The sequence below is a fragment of the Paracoccus shanxieyensis genome, from assembly GCF_009711265.1.
In the GTDB taxonomy this organism is placed as follows: Bacteria; Pseudomonadota; Alphaproteobacteria; order Rhodobacterales; family Rhodobacteraceae; genus Paracoccus; species Paracoccus shanxieyensis.
The window spans coordinates 237,466-255,239 of record NZ_WMII01000003.1 but is presented as its reverse complement, the minus strand read 5'-3'; the positions used below and the strand labels follow the sequence as shown (position 1 = coordinate 255,239).

Below are 17,774 nucleotides of genomic sequence, written 5' to 3'. Positions count from 1 at the left end.
AACCCTCGCGGCGGCCTTTTTCGTTACGGATTGGCGGGCGGTGCCTCAAGCCCCGGCGGCGGGCCGGAGAGCGGGTCGAACCCACCTGCCGCCGGAGCCGCAGGGGCTGCGTCAGGGGTCGTGGCGTCAGGGGTCGCGAGGCTGGCCGGTGCGGTGCCGCCGAAATCCGGCACACCACCCAGACCGCCCAGCCCCCCCAGACCGCCATCGCCCGCAGGCGCGGCCCCGAAGGGATCGCCAAGCCCGCCAAGACCGCCCAGACCGCCGGTGGCCGGGATCTCGAACGTCATGTTGGTCGTATCGATAGCCGGTCCCTTGTAATGCATGACCAGCCCCGGAAACGCCATGACGATGCCCACCATGACAAGCTGGATGCAGACATAGGGCACCGCGCCCCAATAGATCTGCCCCGTCGTCACGGGCTGCATTGTCAGTCCCGTCACCTTGTCCTGATAGGGCGACCGCGGCGCCACCGATCGCAGGAAGAACAGCGAAAAGCCGAAAGGCGGGTGCATGAAACTGGTCTGCATGTTCACGCCCAGCAGCACGCCGAACCAGATCAGGTCGATGCCCATCGCCTCGGCCGCAGGGGCCAGAAGCGGCACGATGATGAAGGCCAGCTCAAAGAAGTCCAGAAAGAAGGCCAGCAGGAAGACCAGCACCGACACTGCGATCAGGAAGCCATATTCGCCGCCCGGCAACGAGGTCAGCAGATGTTCGACCCAGATATGCCCGTTCACGCCATAGAAGGTCAGCGAAAACACCCGCGCGCCGATCAGGATGAACATCACGAAGGCCGACAGCCGCGTGGTGGCCAGAAGCGCCTGACGGATCACGTTGTAATTCAGCCGCCCCTTGATGGCTGCCAGCAGCAGCGCGCCGACCGCGCCCATGGCGCCGCCTTCGGTCGGGGTGGCGATGCCCAGAAAGATCGTGCCCAGCACCAGAAAGATCAGCGCCAGCGGCGGGATCAGCACGATGATGACCTGCTGCGCCAGCCGTGACATGACGTTGGTCTTCATCCCCCGATCCAGCAGCGCCACGACATAGATCACGATCACGGCCAGCGCGGGCGCAAGGATGTCGGCATCCTTGCCATGCGTCGGATACAGCCAGCGGAATGCCAGCCAGCCCAGCACCCCCGTCGCCGCCAGCGCCACGAACAGCGATGTGACGCCGGATCCCAGCGTCCGCGCCTCTTTCGGCAAGGCCGGGACCAGATGCGGACGAAAGATCGAGGTCAGGAAGATATAGGCGATATACAGCCCGGTCAGGATCAGGCCGGGGATCAGCGCGCCCTTGTACATGTCGCCGACCGAACGGCCCAGCTGGTCGGCCAGCACGATCAGCACCAGCGAAGGCGGAATGATCTGCGCCAGCGTCCCCGAGGCCGCGATGGTCCCCGACGCGATGCGCCGGTCATAGCCATAGCGCAGCATGATCGGCAGCGAGATCAGCCCCATCGCAATGACCGAGGCCGCCACGACGCCGGTGGTCGCGGCCAGCAATGCGCCGACGATGATGACCGCATAGGCCAGACCGCCGCGGATCGGGCCGAACAACTGGCCGATCGTGTCCAGCAGATCCTCGGCCATGCCGGATTTCTCCAGCACGATGCCCATGAAGGTAAAGAAGGGAATGGCCAGCAATGTCTCATTCGACATCACCCCCCATAACCGTTCGGGCATGGCGTTCAGCAAGGGCCATGACAGGTTGATATTGCCACCCGACAGCGGCGCAAGCTCGACCCCGATGACAAAGAACAAAAGCCCGTTCGCGGCCAGCGCAAAGGCCACGGGATAGCCAAACAGCAGAAACATCACCAGGGATGCGAACATGATCGGCGCCATGTTCTCGGCAAGGAAGACCATCATTTGCGCGTCTCCGCATGGGTGTCGTCGGCCATCGCGGCTTCCATGTTCTTGGCCATCGCTTCCCCTTCCAGCGCGGCGGCGGCATGGGCCGAGACGAAGGGATTGGGATCCGGGATGATGCCGCGCATCACCGCGATCTTCTTCACGATCTCGGAAATGCCCTGAAAGAACAGCATGATGAAGCCGACCAGCAGCATGGCCTTGGCGGGCCAGAGCTTCAGCCCGCCCGCATTGTTCGACACCTCGCCGCTGTAATAGCTGCGCATGACCCATGGCCACAGGAACCAGATCATCAGCGTGACAAAGGGCATCAGGAACAGCACATGGCCGATCAGGTCGATCCAGTGCTGCCGCCTGCGGCTCCACATGCCATAGATGATGTCGATGCGGATATGTTCGTTTTCCTTCAGCGTATAGGCCGCAGCGCCAAGGAAAGCCGCCCCGTAAAGATACCATTGCATCTCAAGCCAGGCGTTGGATGAGGTGTTCATCACCTTGCGGATCACCGCATTCCCGGCGCTGACCAGAACGGCAAGCAGGATCAGCCATGTCACGGCCCGACCCACAGCGGAATTGACGCGGTCGATGCCGCGCGACAGGCCCAGCAGGGCACCCATAGTGATCTCCTCCCTTTCCTAGGCCGCCCTCTTCCAAACGGCCCGCCGGTTCACCCGGTCATTCTCATAGAAGAAATTTATGAAGGTTCGGTTGATTCCGTCAAGCAGCGCCGCCGCCCATGGCCGCTGAAAGCGCCAGTATGGTGGCCGCTTCGCCCAGTTGCTGCATGGCCCCCAGCACGTCGCCGGTCTGGCCGCCCAGACGCCGCAGGGCATGGCGGGCGATCATAAGCTGCGCGACGCCGCAGGCCGCAATGCCCGCCAGCGCGGGAGCAAACCCGCAGGGCAGCAGCAGCGCCGCCCCCAGCCCCAGCGCAAGCCAGACCCGCCCCGCATCGGGTCGTCCGGCCTGTCGTCCCAGCCCATCGGCACGCGCGGGCGGCAACCAGCGCAGCCCCGCAGCCATCCCCGCCCGAGAGACCGCCGCCGCACCGATCAGCGCCGCGATCCCCAGCCCCGACAGCGCCGAGGCCTTGATGGCGACGACCAGCAGCAATGCCAGGACACCGTAACTGCCGATGCGGGCGTCGCGCATGATCTCCAGCGCGCGGGCTCGGGTGGTGCCGCCGCAGCCATCAGCGTAATCGGCCAGACCGTCCTCATGCAGCGCGCCCGTGACCATGGCCATGGCGGCAAGCGCCAGAAATGCGGCGGTCAGCGGCGGCAGGGCCACGGCCTGCGCGGCCCAAAGCACTGCCGCGCCGCACATGCCCACGACCAGTCCGACCACGGGAAAGGCCCAGACCGCCCGCGCCAGCGGCACGGGGACGACAGCGCGCAGCGGCAGGCGCGTCAGCCAGATCAGCGCCGTCGCGACATCGCGCAACGGTTCAGCCAATGCCGGCCTCGGCAAAGGTCGCCATGCCGTTGTGACATTCCAGCGCCGCGCGCAGGATCAGCAGCGCCACCGCTGCGCCCGTGCCTTCGCCCAGCCGCATGTCCAGCCCGACCACGGGTTCCTTTTTCAGCACCGCGATCAGCCGGCGATGGCCCGGTTCGGCGCTGGCATGGCCGATCAGGCAATGATCCAGCGCATTGCGGTCATTGACCATCAGCACGCCCGCCGCCGCGCAGCAGATGAAGCCGTCCAGAATCACCGGAATGCCCAATTCGCGCGCGCGGATCACCGCGCCGCAGATCGCGGCCTGTTCGCGCCCGCCATAGCTGCCAAGGATCGAGGCCGCCGAGGCCGCGCCCTTGTGCCGCTTCAACCCGGCATCGACGGCCGCGATCTTGCGCTGCATGATCGCTTCATCCGCGCCGGTGCCGGGGCCGACCCAATCGGCAGCCGTGCCGCCAAAGGTCGCCGCCGCCAGCGCCGCGGCCACGGTCGAATTGCCGATGCCCATCTCGCCCAGCAACAGGATATCGGCATCGGGATCGACGGCATCCTTGCCGGTCTGGATCGAGGCGACCAGGTCAGGCACCTCCAGCGCCATGCCTTGGGTGAAATCCGCCGTGGGCCGGTCCAGATCCATCGCCACGACCGACAGATCAGCGCCCGCCACGCGGCACAGCTGGTTGATTGCCGCACCGCCCGCTTCAAAATTCGCCACCATCTGCGCCGTCACCTCGGGCGGGAACGGGTTGACGCCCTGCGCGGTGATGCCGTGATTTCCGGCAAAGACCAGCGCCTGCGCCCGGTCGATGCGCGGGCGGGCATTGCCCTGCCAACCGGCCATGAATTCGGCCAGAGTCTCAAGCCTGCCCAGCGAGCCGGGGGGCTTGGTCAGTTCTGCCTGACGGTTGCGGGCCTTGGTCGCGGCGGCGTCGTCGAATTCTTTCACGCTGTCTCTTTCTGTGGTTTCAGACGCAGGGGCAAACCGCTGACCGCCATCCAGACCTCATCCGCGATCCGGGCGACGGCCTGATTCATCAAGCCATGCTGATCGCGGAAGCGGCGCGCAAGGGCGTTTTCCGGCACGATCCCCTGCCCAAGCTCGTTCGTGACTAGCACCACCGGGCTTTGCTGACGTTCCAGCACCGCGCACAGCGCGTCGATCGCAGGCCCCGGCGCCTCGCCCAGATTGGCCAGCCATAGCGTCAGGCAATCGACCAGCCGCGCGCCCTGCCCGTCCGTCCGCTGCAAAACGCCCGGCAGATCCAGCGGCTCTTCGACGGTGGTCCAGTCCGCATCGCGACGATCACGATGCAGTTTGATACGCTGCGTCATTTCATCGTCCCATGCCTGCGCCGTCGCGACATAGATGCGCGGGCCCGCATGGCGGCAAAGGATTGATTCCGCCAAGGAAGACTTGCCCGACCGCGCGCCTCCGGTCACCATGACGATGCGTGGTTCACTGTTCATGACCGACTTGTTTCACAAGCGGCCCGGCTAAGAAAGCGCCAATCCGGGCTTGCTGCCTGACAGATTTCGCGTCAGCCTTGCGCAACACGCGCGGGGTTCCATACCAGTCCCGCCCGATAAAAACAGAGAGGTTCGACATGTCCCGTTTGCTTCTGACCACGGCGCTGTGCCTTGGCATTGCCGCGCCCGCCTTTGCCGTCCAGCCCGCCGAGGGCGAGAAACTGGCCGAAAATCAAAGCTATACCTTCTGGCTTCTGGATGCGATCAAGACCAGCGATCCGCACAAGAACTCGGATGTCGAAGGCTCGGACATCATCCGCCAGCTGTTCGAGGGCCTGCTGAACGAGGATGCGACCGGCGCGCCGATCCCCGGCGTGGCCACCAGCTTCGATCTGTCGGATGACAAGCTGACCTATACCTTCCATCTGCGCCCCGAGGCGAAATGGTCCAATGGAGATCCGCTGACCGCGCAGGATTTCGTCTATAGCTGGCAGCGTCTGGCCAATCCCGAAACCGCTTCGGAATATGCGTGGTTCATGGAGCTGATGAACGTGCAGAACGCCACCGCCGTCGTCAAAGGCGAAAAGCCGCCTGCCGAACTGGGCGTCAAGGCCGTCGATGACCACACGCTGACGGTGACGCTGACCACGCCCACGCCCTATTTCCCGAAGATGGTGACCCACGCCTCGACCTTCCCGGTCAATCAAAAGGTGGTCGAGGCCGAGGGCGACGCATGGACCCAACCCGGCAAGCTGGTCGGCAACGGCGCCTATGTCCTGACCAGCCACGATCTGGGCGTGCAGATCAGCATGGAGAAGAACCCGAATTACTGGGATGCGGCCAATGTCGTCATGGAGCATGTCAAGGGTCTGACGGTGAACGACAACAATGTCGCCCTGACCCGCTATCAGGCGGGCGAGCTGGACCGGGTGCAGATCCCCGCCGGGCAATATCCGCGGCTGAAGCAGGAATTCCCCGATCAGGCGATCTCGATCCCCTATTCGTGCAGCTATGCCTATCTGTTCAACCTGTCCGAAAAAGGCCCCGAGGCACTGAAGGATGTGCGCGTGCGGCAGGCGCTGTCCTATGCCATGCAGCGCGACATCGTGGTGAACCAGATCCTGCAGGGCGGCCAGAAACCGTCCTATAACTGGACGCATTGGGCCATCGAGGGCTTCAAGATGCCCGAGATCGACTATGCGGCATGGTCGCAGGCCGAGCGGATGGAAAAGGCCAAGGCGCTGCTGGCCGAGGCGGGCTATGGCCCCGACAATCCGCTGAAACTGACGCTGACCTATAATACCGACGAAAACCACAAGAAGATCGCGGTGGCGGCGCAGCAGTTCTACAAGGCGCTTGGCGTGCAGCTGACGCTGAACAATGTCGAATGGAAGGTGCATACCGACCGCATGCAGTCGCAGGATTTCGAGATGGCGCGTTACGCATGGTGCGCCGACTATAACGAGGCCTCGACCTTTCTGGATTACTTCCGCACCACGGGCATGAATTACGGCAAGTATTCCAACCCCGAATTCGACAAGCTGATGGACGCCTCGAAGACCGCCGCCGATCCGAATGTGGAATATACGGCTGCCGAAAAGATCCTGGCCGCCGACATGCCGCTGGTGCCGATCTATCAATATGCCAAGGTCGACATGATCCGCGATGATATCAAAGGCTTGCCCACGGAAAACGTGATGAACGACTGGTATGCGAAAGACCTGTATCGCATCCAGAAGTAACCTTGTGGGGGCGGCCCCGCGCCGCCCCTGAACACGTCCGGCACCTTTCGGGAACCTGTGCATGTTCGGCTATATCCTTCGGCGATTGGCAGTCGCCATTCCGACGCTGCTTTTGCTGATCGTCGTTTCTTTCCTGCTGATGCAGGCCGCGCCCGGAGGGCCCTTCACGCAGGAACGCGCCCTGCCGCCGCAGGTGCTGGCGAACCTGAACGCCAAATACGGGCTGGATGACCCGCTGTGGCGACAGATGCTGAACTATGTCTGGGGCATCGTCGCGCATTTCGATTTCGGGCCCAGCTTCGTCTATCCCGACCGCAGCGTGAACCAGATCATCGCGGCGGGCTTTCCGGTGACGCTGACCTATGGCGCGATCTCGTTTCTGGTCGCGGTGATCGTCGGCGTCTCGCTGGGGGTGACGGCGGCGATCCGGCAGAATTCGTGGCTGGACTATTGCGCGGTGGGCTTGTCCATCGGCGCGCAGGTGCTGCCGAATTTCGTCATGGCGCCGATCCTTGTGCTGATCTTCACGCTGTGGCTGGGCTGGCTGCCGGGCGGCGGCTGGGCCTGGGGCTGGGGCGGCCCAATCTTCTGGATCATGCCGGTTGTGGCGCTGTCGACCAGCTTCATGGCCTCGATCGCGCGGATCACCCGGTCCTCGATGCTGGAGGTGCTGGGCAGCAACCACATCCGCACCGCCCGCGCCAAGGGCCTGCCCGAGCGCAAGGTGATCCTGCGCCACGGGCTGAAACCCGCGCTGCTGCCGGTCATCAGCTATCTGGGTCCGGCTTTCGTCACGATGATCACCGGCTCGGTCGTGGTGGACATGTATTTCTCGACCGGCGGGATCGGGCGCAGCTTCGTCGATTCGGCGCTGAACCGCGATTACGCGGTGATGATGGGGATCACCATCCTTGTCGGCGCGCTGACGATTTTCTTCAACCTTGTGGTGGACGTGCTTTACGCATGGATCGACCCGAAGATCAGGTACTAAGCCATGATCGACGCACAACAGATGCAATCGCTGGCCGCGCGCCTGTCGGAACCCGAGGTCAAGGGCCGCAGCCCATGGGCCGATGCCCGCCGCCGGTTCCGCCGCAACAAGGCCGCCATGGTCAGCCTGATCGTGCTGGTCGCCGTCGCGTTGTTTGCCATCTTCGGCAGCCAGTTCGCCGCATGGTCGAATGATGAGATGGACTTCAACGTCATGGGTCAGGCAGCCCAGCTTGGCGCGCCCAGCCTGTCGAACGGCCATTACTTCGGCACCGACGATCTGGGGCGCGATCTGTATTCGCGCACCGTGCAGGGCACGCAGGTGTCGCTGATGGTCGGGCTGATCGGCGCAGGCATCGCCGTCATCGTCGGCACGCTTTACGGCGCGACCGCGGGCTATATCGGCGGGCGCACCGATGCGGTGATGATGCGCGTCGTCGATATCCTGATGTCGATCCCCTATATGTTCGTCCTGATCCTGCTGCTGGTGATGTTCGGGCGCAGCATGACGATGCTGTTTCTGGGCATCGGCCTGATCTCATGGCTGGACATGAGCAGGATCGTGCGCGGTCAGACACTTAGCCTGAAGAACCGGGAATTCATCGAGGCCGCGCGCGCCACCGGCGTCCCCGCATGGAAGATCATCCTGCGCCATATCGTGCCGAACCTGCTGGGGGTCGTCGCAGTCTATGCCACGCTCTTGGTGCCGCTGATGATCCTGTCTGAAAGCTTCATCAGCTTTCTGGGGCTTGGCGTGCAAGAGCCCCTGACCTCATGGGGCGCGCTGATTTCCGAAGGCGCCGGGACGATGAATTACGGCACGCTGTGGCAGCTTGCCTTTCCGCTGGCCTTCTTCTGCGTCACGCTGTTTGCCTTCTTCTTTGTCGGCGACGGGCTGCGCGACGCGCTGGACCCGAAGGATCGCTGAAATGGCCCTGCTTGAAATCCGCGATCTGAACGTGCGTTTCGCCACCACCGATGGCCAGGTCTCGGCCGTCAACGGCATCAATCTGGATGTGCAGCGCGGCCAGACGCTGGGCATTGTCGGCGAAAGCGGCAGCGGCAAATCGCAACTGGCCTTTTCCATCATGGGGCTTCTGGCCCGGAACGGCCGGGCCAGCGGCAGCGTGCGCTTTGACGGGACCGAAATCCTGAACGCGCCGCCCAGGGCGCTGAACCGCATCCGGGCCGAAAAGATCGCCATGGTGTTTCAGGATCCGATGACCAGCCTGAACCCCTATATGCGCGTGGCCGACCAGATGGCCGAGGTGCTGACCCTGCACAAGGGCATGTCGCACCGGCAGGCCGTGGCCGAGGCCGCGCAGATGCTGGACGCGGTGAAGATCCCCGATGCGCGCGGGCGGATCGGGCTTTATCCGCACGAATTTTCCGGCGGGATGCGCCAGCGGGTGATGATCGCCATGTCGCTGCTGTGCCGCCCCGATCTGCTGATCGCCGATGAGCCGACGACCGCGCTGGACGTGACGGTGCAGGCGCAGATCATGGATCTGCTGGCCGACCTGCAACGCGATTTCGGCATGGCGATGGTGCTGATCACCCATGATCTGGGCGTCGTGGCCGGATCGTGCGAACGGGTGATGGTGATGTATGGCGGCCGCATCATGGAACGCGCGCCGGTCGATCCGATCTTTCAGGCCCCCGCCCATCCCTATACGCAGGGCCTGCTGGCCGCGATCCCGCGCATCGATCAAAAGGGCGACCAGCTGTCGGCCATTCCCGGCAGTCCGCCCAATATGACGAACCCGCCGCCCGGCTGTCCCTTCGCGCCGCGCTGCGCCTATGTCCTGCCGGCGTGCCAGACGATGCCCGCGCTGGTCGAAACCGCGCCGGGCCGCGAACGCGCCTGCCATGCGCCTTTCAGCGCGCTGCGCGCAGGCCCGCCGCCGCAGCCAGATCTGCCCGAACCCGCCGCCATCGAGGAGGCTCAGCCATGACGCCCCTGATCACCGCCCGCGATCTGCGGGTCAGCTTCGATCTGCCCGCGCAGGGCCTGTTTCAGAAACCGCGCCAGCTTCATGCCGTGGGCGGTGTCGATTTCACCCTGATGCCCGGCGAGACGCTGGGCATCGTCGGCGAAAGCGGCAGCGGCAAATCCACGCTGGCCCGCGCGCTGATCGGGCTGGTCCCGGCGACCGGAGAGGCCGTCTGGCAGGATGGCACCAATCTGATCGGCCTGTCGCCGCGCCGGATGCTGAAATATCGCAGCGAAATCCAGATGGTGTTTCAGGATCCTCTGGCCAGTCTGGACCCGCGCATGACCGTGGGTCAGATCATCGCGGAACCGCTGCTGACGCATCACCGTCTGCCGCGCGATCAGGTCCGCACCCGCGTCAAGGACATGATGGACCGCGTGGGCCTGCTGCCCAACCAGATCAACCGCTATCCGCATGAATTCAGCGGCGGCCAGTGCCAGCGCATCGGCATCGCCCGTGCGCTGATCGTCCAGCCAAAACTGGTGATCTGCGATGAGCCGGTCTCGGCGCTGGATGTGTCTATTCAGGCGCAGGTCATCAACCTGCTGGCCGATCTGCAGCGCGATCTGGGGCTGGCGCTGATCTTCATCGCGCATGATCTGTCGGTGGTGAAACATATCAGCCACCGCGTGCTGGTGATGTATCTGGGCCGTGTCATGGAACTGGCGCAGGCCGAGGCGCTGTATGCCGACCCCCGGCACCCCTATACGCAGGCGCTGCTGTCGGCGGTGCCGATCCCCTATCCGCAGCTTGAGCGGCAAAAGCGGATCATCCCACTGCGGGGCGAATTGCCGTCGCCGATGAACCCGCCCTCGGGCTGTGTGTTCCGCACCCGCTGTCCGCGCGCGCAAGACCTTTGCGCGGCCCAGCGTCCGGCATTGTCGGGGCAGCCGCATCAGGTGGCCTGCCATTTCCCCGGCGCCTTGCGTCCCGAGGAACTGGCGCAAGCGGGCTGATCCGGCGGCGGCCTTACGCCGCGCCCAGCAGGCGGGCCATCTCGGCCCGCAATTCGGCCAGCTCGAAGGGTTTGGCGATAAAGCCGTCCGCGCCCAGCTCCAGCCCCTTCTTGCGTTCGACGACAGAGCCGCGCGCCGTCATCATCAGAACGCGCACGCCGCGCATCTGCGGATCGGCGCGCATGGCCCCCATGATCTCATATCCCGAGATGTCGGGCAGCATGATGTCCAGCAGCACCAGATCGGGCCGGCGGTTGCGGATTTCGTCCAGCGTGCCGGTGCCGGTGGCAAGGCGGGTATGGCTGTGGCCCGCGCGGGCCAGAAGAAACTCAAGCGCCGTGGCGATATTGTCCTCGTCCTCGACGATCAGGATATGCGCCATGTCGGCCTCCGTAGGTGATGCCGGGCCCCGTGACAGGGCCCGGCGGGCGCGGGGATCAATCCGCGAAGATGTCTTTCTTATGCGTGCCGTTCGGGACGAACAGCGTGCCGATCACCACCGTCATCAGCGCGACGACGATCGCATACCACAGGCCCGCATAGATATTGCCGGTCTGGGCCGAGATCGCGAAGGCGGTCGCGGGCAGCAGACCCCCAAACCAGCCATTGCCGATGTGATAGGGCAAGGACAGGCCGGAATAGCGGATGCGGGTCGGGAACAGTTCGACCAGCGCCGCAGCGATGGGGCCGTAAACCATCGTCACCAGCAGGATCAGATAGGTCAGCGTGATGACGATCATCAGCTTCTGGCCGGTGAAGATGTCGAAGAAGTGGTTGGCCTTGGCGACGGTGGTATTGTCCGTGGCCGCCAGCGGATACCCCGCCTGCCCCAGCGCCGCGCTGACCGCGCCGTCGAAGCGTGCTTTCTCGGCCGCCAGTGCCTCGCCCGACAGCGCCGAGGCGTCATAGGACGGGATCACCGTGTCGCCGATGGTGACGGTGGTGACGCCCGTGGCCTCGACCGATTCATAGTTCACCGAGGCCTTGGCCAGCGAGGCCTTGGCGATGTCACAGCTTGAGGTGAACTTGGCCGTGCCCGTCGGGTTGAACTGGAACGAACAATCGCCCGGCGCATGGCTGACCGTAACCGGCGTCTGCTGCGCCTGATACAGCATCGGGTTCGCCGTGCGGGTCAGGTGTTCAAAGACCGGGAAATAGGTCAGCGCGGCGATCAGGCAGCCCGCCAGAATGATCGGCTTGCGGCCGATGCGGTCCGACAGCGAGCCGAAGAACAGGAACCCGCCCGTTCCAAGGATCAGCGACCATGCCACGAAGACGTTGGCGCTGAAGCTGTCGACCTTGACCACGTTCTGCACGAAGAACAGCGCGTAGAACTGGCCCGAATACCAGACCACGGCTTGACCTGCGGTCAGGCCGAACAGCGCGATCAGCGCGATCTTGCCGTTCTTCCAGTTGCCGAACGCCTCGCGCATGGGGGCTTTCGAGGTGCGGCCCTCTTCCTTCATCTTCTTGAAGGCGGGGGATTCTTCCATCTGCAGGCGGATATACAGCGAAATCAGCAGCAGGAAGATCGAGCCCAGGAACGGGATACGCCAGCCCCAGCTGTTGAAAGCCGAGATCATGGTCTGCTGGCCATCTGCGCCAAGGACCGGATTGCCCTGCAGATCGACGACGCCGACCATCGGGTAATTGCCGTTCACATAACCCTGCACGATCAGGATGACGATCAGCGACAACAGCAGACCCAGCGTGGCCGTGGTCTGGATGAAGGCGGTGTAGAAGCCGCGGCGGTTGGCAGGCGCGTGTTCGGCCACATAGACCGCGGCGCCGCCATATTCGCCCCCCAGCGCCAGACCCTGAAGCATCCGCAGCGCGATCAGGATGATCGGCGCGGCGACGCCCCAGCTGGCATATCCCGGCAGCAGGCCGACCAGAAAGGTCGAGATGCCCATGATCAGGATGGTGACAAGGAAAGTGTATTTCCGCCCGACCAGATCGCCCAGCGAGCCAAAGACCAGCGCGCCGAAGGGCCGCACGATGAAGCCCGCAGCAAAGGCCAGCAGCGCGAAGACGTTGCGGGTGGCTTCGGGAAACGCGGTAAAGAACTGCGCGCCGATGATCGCCGCCAGCGAGCCGTAAAGGTAAAAATCATACCATTCAAAGATCGTCCCCGCCGATGAGGCGATGATGACCTTTTTCTCCTCAGCGGTCATCGGGCGCGACCGCACCTCTCCGACTTCTGCGGTATTGTAAGCCATGGGTTTCCTCCCCTGAAAGCCAGCCTGCACTGGCCATTGACCGGCATCATGCCTCCGGCCGGTCCGGCGGGTTGCCGGGCACGGGTCGGTCATGCTGATGCGCTTGATCCGCCCTTATGAGCGGCTTTCCCGTTCTGCGCCCGGATCTCCCCAGCCGGACGCAGCCTCCCCGTTTTGGCGCGGCAGACGCATCCGCCGCGCGGTCGATCAAGAGGCCCGGTTCATCCGGTTCTCGATCAATTCATCGACGACGCCGGGATCGGCCAGCGTCGAGGTATCGCCCAGACTGCCGAAATCGTCCTCGGCGATCTTGCGCAGGATGCGGCGCATGATCTTGCCGGAACGGGTCTTGGGCAGGCCCGGCGCCCATTGGATCAGGTCGGGCTTGGCGATGGGGCCGATCTCGTTGCGGACCCAGCCTTCCAGCTCGCGGCGCAGATCGTCCGAGGGCTGGATGCCATTCATCAGCGTGACATAGGCATAGATGCCTTGCCCCTTGATCTGATGCGGATAGCCGACCACCGCCGCCTCGGCGACCTTCTCATGTGCGACCAGTGCCGATTCCACCTCGGCCGTGCCCATGCGGTGACCCGAGACGTTGATGACATCATCAACGCGGCCGGTGATCCAGTAATAGCCGTCCTGATCGCGGCGGCAGCCATCGCCGGTGAAGTAATAGCCGGGATATTGCTGGAAATAGGCCTCCATGAAGCGGTCATGATCGCCCCACAACGTGCGCATCTGGCCGGGCCAGCTGTCGGCGATGGCCAGAACGCCCTCGACGCCGTTGCCTTCGATGATCTGGCCCGAGGCGGCATCCAGCACCTCGGGCTTGACGCCGAAGAAGGGCAGCGTGGCCGAGCCGGGCTTTGCCTCGATCGCGCCGGGCAGCGAGGTGATCATGTGGCCGCCGGTTTCGGTCTGCCACCATGTGTCGACGATGGGGCAGCGGCCCTTGCCGACATGCTGGTCATACCAGACCCATGCCTCGGGGTTGATCGGTTCGCCCACGGTGCCAAGGATGCGCAGGCTGGACAGGTCGTGCTTGTCGACCCATTCCGGACCCTGCCCCATCAGCGCCCTGATCGCGGTGGGCGCGGTATAGAACTGCGTGACCTTGTGCTTGTCGCAGACATCCCAGAAGCGCCCGGCATCGGGATAGGTCGGCACGCCTTCAAACATCAGCGTGGTGGCGCCATTGGCCAAGGGGCCATAGACGATATAGCTGTGCCCCGTCACCCAGCCGACATCGGCGGTGCACCAGAAGATGTCGCCGTCCTTGTAATCAAAGACATATTCATGGGTCATCGCGGCATAGACCAGATAGCCGCCTGTCGTATGCACCACGCCCTTGGGCCGCCCAGTTGAGCCCGAGGTATACAGGATGAACAGCGGATCCTCGGCCCCCATCGGACGCGGCGGGCATTCCGGGCTGACCTCCTCCATCAGCTTCAGCACATCCACGTCGCGGCCGTCGATCCATGTGGTCTGGTCGCCGGTATGCTTGACGACAAGGCAGCGGACCTTTTCCGAACAATGCAGCAAGGCGGCATCGGCATTGGATTTCAGGTTGGTGCGGCGGCCGCCGCGCGGCGCGGTATCGGCGGTGATGACCAGCTTGGCGCCGCAATCATTGACGCGGTTGGACAGCGCGTCGGGCGAAAAGCCCGCAAACACCACGGAATGCACCGCGCCGATCCGGGCGCAGGCCAGCATGGCATAGGCAGCTTCGGGGATCATCGGCAGATAGATGACCACGCGGTCGCCGCGCATGACGCCCTGGCTCAGCAGCACATTGGCGAAGCGGTTCACCTTGTCCGACAGCTCGGCATAGGTGATGTGGCGCGCGGGCGATTTCGGATCGTCGGGTTCAAAGATGATCGCGGTCTGGTCGGCGCGGTCGGCCAGATGCCGGTCGATGCAGTTGACCGAGGCATTCAGCGCGCCGTCCTCGAACCATTTGATGGACACCTGCCCCATGGTGAAATCGGTGTCCTTCACCTTGGTAAAGGGGGTGATCCAGTCGATGCGCTTGGCTTCGCGCCCCCAGAACCCCTGCGGATCGCGGATCGATTCGTCATAAAGCCGGGTATAATCGGCAGGTTTGGCCAAGGCATCCTCGAACCCTGCCGGAATCGGATGTTTGGCTGTGCTTTCAACGGACATGGCGGCCTCCTCAACGCGCTGGTCGATATGGACCGTGTCCGGATCTCTCCCCAGATGGCGGAACGATTCACCCATATCGCTTGCGATCAAGTTAATACTACAGCCGCAAGCTGACAAACCCTTTTCTTGACATGATAATTTTGTAAATAAATTCACTGCTGGATGCGTGATTTTGTAAATTTTTGACATCCCCAGAACAAGCGCGGCGCAAAAAGCAAAAGGCCACCTTTTGCAAGGTGGCCGGGATCAGCGTCTGCAATGGTGCTGGCGCGTCAATGCGTCCAGGGTGCGCGACGGTCGGTCGCGAAGTTTTCGCCATAGCCACGGGCGCGGATATTGGCGGCCCGCGCGCGCGGCTCGATCACTTCGTAATCCAGCCCCTTGGCCTTGGCGTAATCCTCGGCCTCTTTGCGGGTTTCAAAGCGCAGGCGCACCTGACTTTGGGTGTCGTCGCTGCTGGTCCAGCCCATCAGCGGATCGATCTCGCGGGCATCGGCGGCGGGAAAATCCAGCACCCAGTTTTTCATGCGGGCCGTGCCGGACTGCATGGCATTGCGGGCAGGCTGATAGATACGGACTCGCATGGCGGGAACCCTCTGTTCTTGCTTGCCTGCGTTATCATCCAAGCCGCGCCAAGGTGCAAGCCAGAACGCGAAAGGGGCTTGCATCACGCGGCAAAAGCCCCAGATTTGGGGTCGGAACAAAGGTGAAACCATGGGCCATAACAATACCAATTTCCCGATGATGCGCGTCCCCGAAGTCACCCGCCCCAAGCTTGAGGGCGGCAAGAGCTTCGTGATGCAGTCCGAGTTCCAGCCGGCAGGCGACCAGCCCACCGCCATTGCCGAACTGTCGCAGGGCGTCGCCGCCGGCGAACGCGATCAGGTGCTGCTGGGCGCGACCGGCACCGGCAAGACCTATACCATGGCCAAGGTCATCGAGGCGACGCAGCGCCCGGCCATCATCCTTGCGCCGAACAAGACGCTGGCCGCGCAATTATATGGCGAGTTCAAGGGCTTCTTTCCCGATAATGCGGTCGAATATTTCGTCAGCTATTACGACTATTACCAGCCCGAGGCCTATGTCCCGCGCTCGGACACCTATATCGAGAAGGAATCCCAGATCAACGAGGCCATCGACCGCATGCGCCACTCGGCCACGCGGGCGCTGCTGGAGCGGGACGATGTGATCATCGTGGCCTCGGTGTCCTGCATCTATGGCATCGGCTCGGTCGAGACCTATTCGGCGATGACGCAGGACATGATCGTCGGCCAGCAATACGACCAGCGCGAATTTCTGGCCCAGCTTGTCGCCCAGCAATATCGGCGGCTGGACGCTGCTTTCCAGCGCGGGGGTTTCCGCGTGCGCGGCGATCTGGTCGAGGTCTGGCCCGCCCACCTTGAGGATCGGGCATGGCGCTTCGACTTTTTCGGCAATGAGCTTGAGGCGATCACCGAATTCGACCCGCTGACCGGGGCCAAGACCGACAGCTTCAAGCAGATCCGCATCTATGCCAACAGCCACTATGTCACCCCGCGCCCGACTTTGCAGCAGGCTACCAAGGGGATACGCGCCGAACTTCAGGCGCGGCTGAAGCAACTGACCGAAGAAGGCAAGCTGCTGGAAGCCCAGCGGCTGGAACAGCGCACGAATTTCGATCTGGAGATGCTGGAGGCCACCGGCATCTGCAACGGGATCGAGAACTATTCCCGCTATCTGACCGGCCGCGCTCCGGGAGAGCCGCCGCCGACACTTTTCGAGTTTATCCCGGATAACGCCATTGTTTTTGCCGATGAATCCCATGTCAGCGTGCCGCAGATCGGCGGCATGTATCGCGGCGACTTCCGGCGCAAGTTTACCCTGGCCGAACATGGCTTCCGCCTGCCATCCTGCATGGACAACCGCCCGCTGAAATTCGAGGAATGGGACGCCATGCGCCCGCAATCGGTCTTTGTCAGCGCGACGCCCGCCGATTGGGAAATGGACCAGACCGGCGGCGTCTTTACGGAACAGGTGATCCGCCCCACCGGCCTTCTTGACCCGCAGATCGAGATCCGCCCGGTCGAAATGCAGGTCGATGACCTGCTGGACGAAGTGCGCCGCGTCACCGCTGCCGGGATGCGCACGCTGGTCACCACCCTGACCAAGCGCATGGCCGAGGATCTGACCGAATATCTGCATGAACAGGGCATCCGCATCCGCTATATGCACAGCGACATCGACACGATCGAGCGGATCGAGATCCTGCGCGACCTGCGGTTGGGCGCGTTCGACGTTCTGGTCGGCATTAACTTGTTGCGCGAAGGTCTTGATATTCCTGAATGTGGTCTGGTGGCCATTCTGGATGCCGACAAAGAGGGCTTTCTGCGCAGCGAAACCTCGCTGATCCAGACCATCGGCCGGGCGGCGCGCAATGCCGATGGCCGCGTCATCATGTATGCCGACCGCATCACCGGCAGCATGGAACGTGCCATGGCCGAAACCGAGCGGCGGCGACAAAAGCAGATGGCCTATAACGTCGAACATGGCATCACGCCGCAGACCGTGCGCAAGAATGTCGAGGATGTGCTGGCGGGCCTGTGGCAAGGCGATACCGACCAGTCGCGGATCACCACCAAAGTCGGCAAGCCCATGGTCGGCGCCAATCTGGCGGCGCATCTGGATGCGATGCGGGCGCAGATGCGCAAGGCGGCCGAAAATCTGGAATTCGAGGAAGCCGCCCGCCTGCGCGATGAGGTGAAGCGTCTTGAGGCGGTCGAGCTTGCCGTGGCGGACGATCCGCTGGCCCGACAATCGGCGATTGATGACGCGACCGAGGCTGCGGTCAAATCCTCGGGCCGTTCCACCGCCGGGCGCGCCGGCCAGCGCGGCGGCAACAAGCGGTCCCGCAGAAGCCGTTAGAGGCAGC

The 17,774-nt window shown here is 63.7% G+C and carries 15 protein-coding genes; 6 read left to right on the top strand and 9 right to left on the bottom strand.

What is annotated here, in order from left to right:
* Positions 1-23: 23 nt before the first annotated feature.
* From GL284_RS04785 to cobU, 5 genes are all read right to left on the bottom strand, one after another.
* A complete protein-coding gene (locus GL284_RS04785) occupies positions 24-1,874 on the bottom strand; it encodes a TRAP transporter large permease (protein ID WP_155043499.1) in 1,851 nt (616 codons plus the stop codon).
* On the bottom strand, positions 1,871-2,491 hold the full coding sequence (locus tag GL284_RS04780; protein ID WP_155043498.1) for a TRAP transporter small permease subunit: 621 nt from the start codon (positions 2,489-2,491) through the stop codon (positions 1,871-1,873). Before GL284_RS04780 ends, GL284_RS04785 begins: the two co-directional genes overlap by 4 nt.
* Positions 2,492-2,591: 100 nt before the next feature.
* Positions 2,592-3,329 carry an adenosylcobinamide-GDP ribazoletransferase gene (gene cobS, locus GL284_RS04775; protein ID WP_155043497.1) on the bottom strand — a complete coding sequence of 246 codons (738 nt, stop codon included), beginning with the start codon at positions 3,327-3,329 and terminating at the stop codon, positions 2,592-2,594.
* Positions 3,322-4,278 carry a nicotinate-nucleotide--dimethylbenzimidazole phosphoribosyltransferase gene (gene cobT / locus GL284_RS04770; RefSeq protein WP_341870282.1) on the bottom strand — a complete coding sequence of 319 codons (957 nt, stop codon included), beginning with the start codon at positions 4,276-4,278 and terminating at the stop codon, positions 3,322-3,324. Before cobT ends, cobS begins: the two co-directional genes overlap by 8 nt.
* Positions 4,275-4,799 carry a bifunctional adenosylcobinamide kinase/adenosylcobinamide-phosphate guanylyltransferase gene (gene cobU, locus GL284_RS04765; RefSeq protein WP_155043495.1) on the bottom strand — a complete coding sequence of 175 codons (525 nt, stop codon included), beginning with the start codon at positions 4,797-4,799 and terminating at the stop codon, positions 4,275-4,277. The genes cobT and cobU overlap by 4 nt, the downstream gene beginning before the upstream one ends.
* A 137-nt stretch (positions 4,800-4,936) precedes the next feature.
* On the opposite strand from cobU, the gene GL284_RS04760 reads away from it, so the two are divergent.
* From GL284_RS04760 to GL284_RS04740, 5 genes are all read left to right on the top strand, one after another.
* Positions 4,937-6,541: a peptide ABC transporter substrate-binding protein gene (locus GL284_RS04760; RefSeq protein WP_155043494.1), complete on the top strand. Its 1,605-nt coding sequence runs from the start codon at positions 4,937-4,939 to the stop codon at positions 6,539-6,541.
* 61 nt (positions 6,542-6,602) lie between these two features.
* On the top strand, positions 6,603-7,532 hold the full coding sequence (gene oppB, locus GL284_RS04755) for an oligopeptide ABC transporter permease OppB (protein ID WP_155043493.1): 930 nt from the start codon (positions 6,603-6,605) through the stop codon (positions 7,530-7,532).
* Between the two features lie 3 nt (positions 7,533-7,535).
* A complete protein-coding gene (locus GL284_RS04750; RefSeq protein ID WP_155043492.1) occupies positions 7,536-8,459 on the top strand; it encodes an ABC transporter permease subunit in 924 nt (307 codons plus the stop codon).
* A 1-nt stretch (position 8,460) separates the two neighbouring features.
* Positions 8,461-9,486 carry an oligopeptide/dipeptide ABC transporter ATP-binding protein gene (locus GL284_RS04745; RefSeq protein WP_155043491.1) on the top strand — a complete coding sequence of 342 codons (1,026 nt, stop codon included), beginning with the start codon at positions 8,461-8,463 and terminating at the stop codon, positions 9,484-9,486.
* Positions 9,483-10,481, top strand: coding sequence for an ABC transporter ATP-binding protein (locus GL284_RS04740; RefSeq protein ID WP_155043490.1), 999 nt, complete (start codon positions 9,483-9,485; stop codon positions 10,479-10,481). Before GL284_RS04745 ends, GL284_RS04740 begins: the two co-directional genes overlap by 4 nt.
* Positions 10,482-10,494: 13 nt before the next feature.
* Here GL284_RS04740 and GL284_RS04735 read toward each other — a convergent pair whose 3' ends face one another.
* The 4 genes from GL284_RS04735 to GL284_RS04720 form a co-directional block, all read right to left on the bottom strand.
* Positions 10,495-10,863 (bottom strand): response regulator transcription factor, encoded by a 369-nt coding sequence (locus GL284_RS04735; RefSeq protein ID WP_155043489.1) that lies wholly within the window; start codon positions 10,861-10,863, stop codon positions 10,495-10,497.
* A gap of 55 nt (positions 10,864-10,918) precedes the next feature.
* The gene (locus tag GL284_RS04730; RefSeq protein ID WP_230382905.1) at positions 10,919-12,700 is read right to left on the bottom strand and encodes an MFS transporter; all 1,782 of its coding nucleotides are present in this window, start codon (positions 12,698-12,700) and stop codon (positions 10,919-10,921) included.
* 207 nt (positions 12,701-12,907) lie between these two features.
* Entirely contained in the window at positions 12,908-14,866 is a 1,959-nt protein-coding gene (gene acs, locus GL284_RS04725; RefSeq protein ID WP_155043488.1) for an acetate--CoA ligase, read from the bottom strand.
* Between the two features lie 272 nt (positions 14,867-15,138).
* On the bottom strand, positions 15,139-15,450 hold the full coding sequence (locus tag GL284_RS04720) for an ETC complex I subunit (RefSeq protein WP_155043487.1): 312 nt from the start codon (positions 15,448-15,450) through the stop codon (positions 15,139-15,141).
* 130 nt (positions 15,451-15,580) lie between these two features.
* Here GL284_RS04720 and uvrB point away from each other — a divergent pair, with 130 nt between their 5' ends.
* Entirely contained in the window at positions 15,581-17,767 is a 2,187-nt protein-coding gene (gene uvrB, locus GL284_RS04715) for an excinuclease ABC subunit UvrB (RefSeq protein ID WP_155043486.1), read from the top strand.
* Positions 17,768-17,774 lie beyond the last annotated feature (7 nt).

What these genes read in the sequence shown, in the direction of transcription:
- GL284_RS04785 (WP_155043499.1), bottom strand. Translation starts at nt 1,874, where the DNA reads ATGATGGTCTTCCTTGCCGAGAACATGGCGCCGATCATGTTCGCATCC.
- GL284_RS04740 (WP_155043490.1), top strand. Translation starts at nt 9,483, where the DNA reads ATGACGCCCCTGATCACCGCCCGCGATCTGCGGGTCAGCTTCGATCTG.
- uvrB (WP_155043486.1), top strand. Translation starts at nt 15,581, where the DNA reads ATGGGCCATAACAATACCAATTTCCCGATGATGCGCGTCCCCGAAGTC.
- oppB (WP_155043493.1), top strand. Translation starts at nt 6,603, where the DNA reads ATGTTCGGCTATATCCTTCGGCGATTGGCAGTCGCCATTCCGACGCTG.
- GL284_RS04730 (WP_230382905.1), bottom strand. Translation starts at nt 12,700, where the DNA reads ATGGCTTACAATACCGCAGAAGTCGGAGAGGTGCGGTCGCGCCCGATG.
- GL284_RS04735 (WP_155043489.1), bottom strand. Translation starts at nt 10,863, where the DNA reads ATGGCGCATATCCTGATCGTCGAGGACGAGGACAATATCGCCACGGCG.
- cobU (WP_155043495.1), bottom strand. Translation starts at nt 4,799, where the DNA reads ATGAACAGTGAACCACGCATCGTCATGGTGACCGGAGGCGCGCGGTCG.
- GL284_RS04720 (WP_155043487.1), bottom strand. Translation starts at nt 15,450, where the DNA reads ATGCGAGTCCGTATCTATCAGCCTGCCCGCAATGCCATGCAGTCCGGC.
- GL284_RS04745 (WP_155043491.1), top strand. Translation starts at nt 8,461, where the DNA reads ATGGCCCTGCTTGAAATCCGCGATCTGAACGTGCGTTTCGCCACCACC.
- GL284_RS04750 (WP_155043492.1), top strand. Translation starts at nt 7,536, where the DNA reads ATGATCGACGCACAACAGATGCAATCGCTGGCCGCGCGCCTGTCGGAA.
- acs (WP_155043488.1), bottom strand. Translation starts at nt 14,866, where the DNA reads ATGTCCGTTGAAAGCACAGCCAAACATCCGATTCCGGCAGGGTTCGAG.
- GL284_RS04780 (WP_155043498.1), bottom strand. Translation starts at nt 2,491, where the DNA reads ATGGGTGCCCTGCTGGGCCTGTCGCGCGGCATCGACCGCGTCAATTCC.
- GL284_RS04760 (WP_155043494.1), top strand. Translation starts at nt 4,937, where the DNA reads ATGTCCCGTTTGCTTCTGACCACGGCGCTGTGCCTTGGCATTGCCGCG.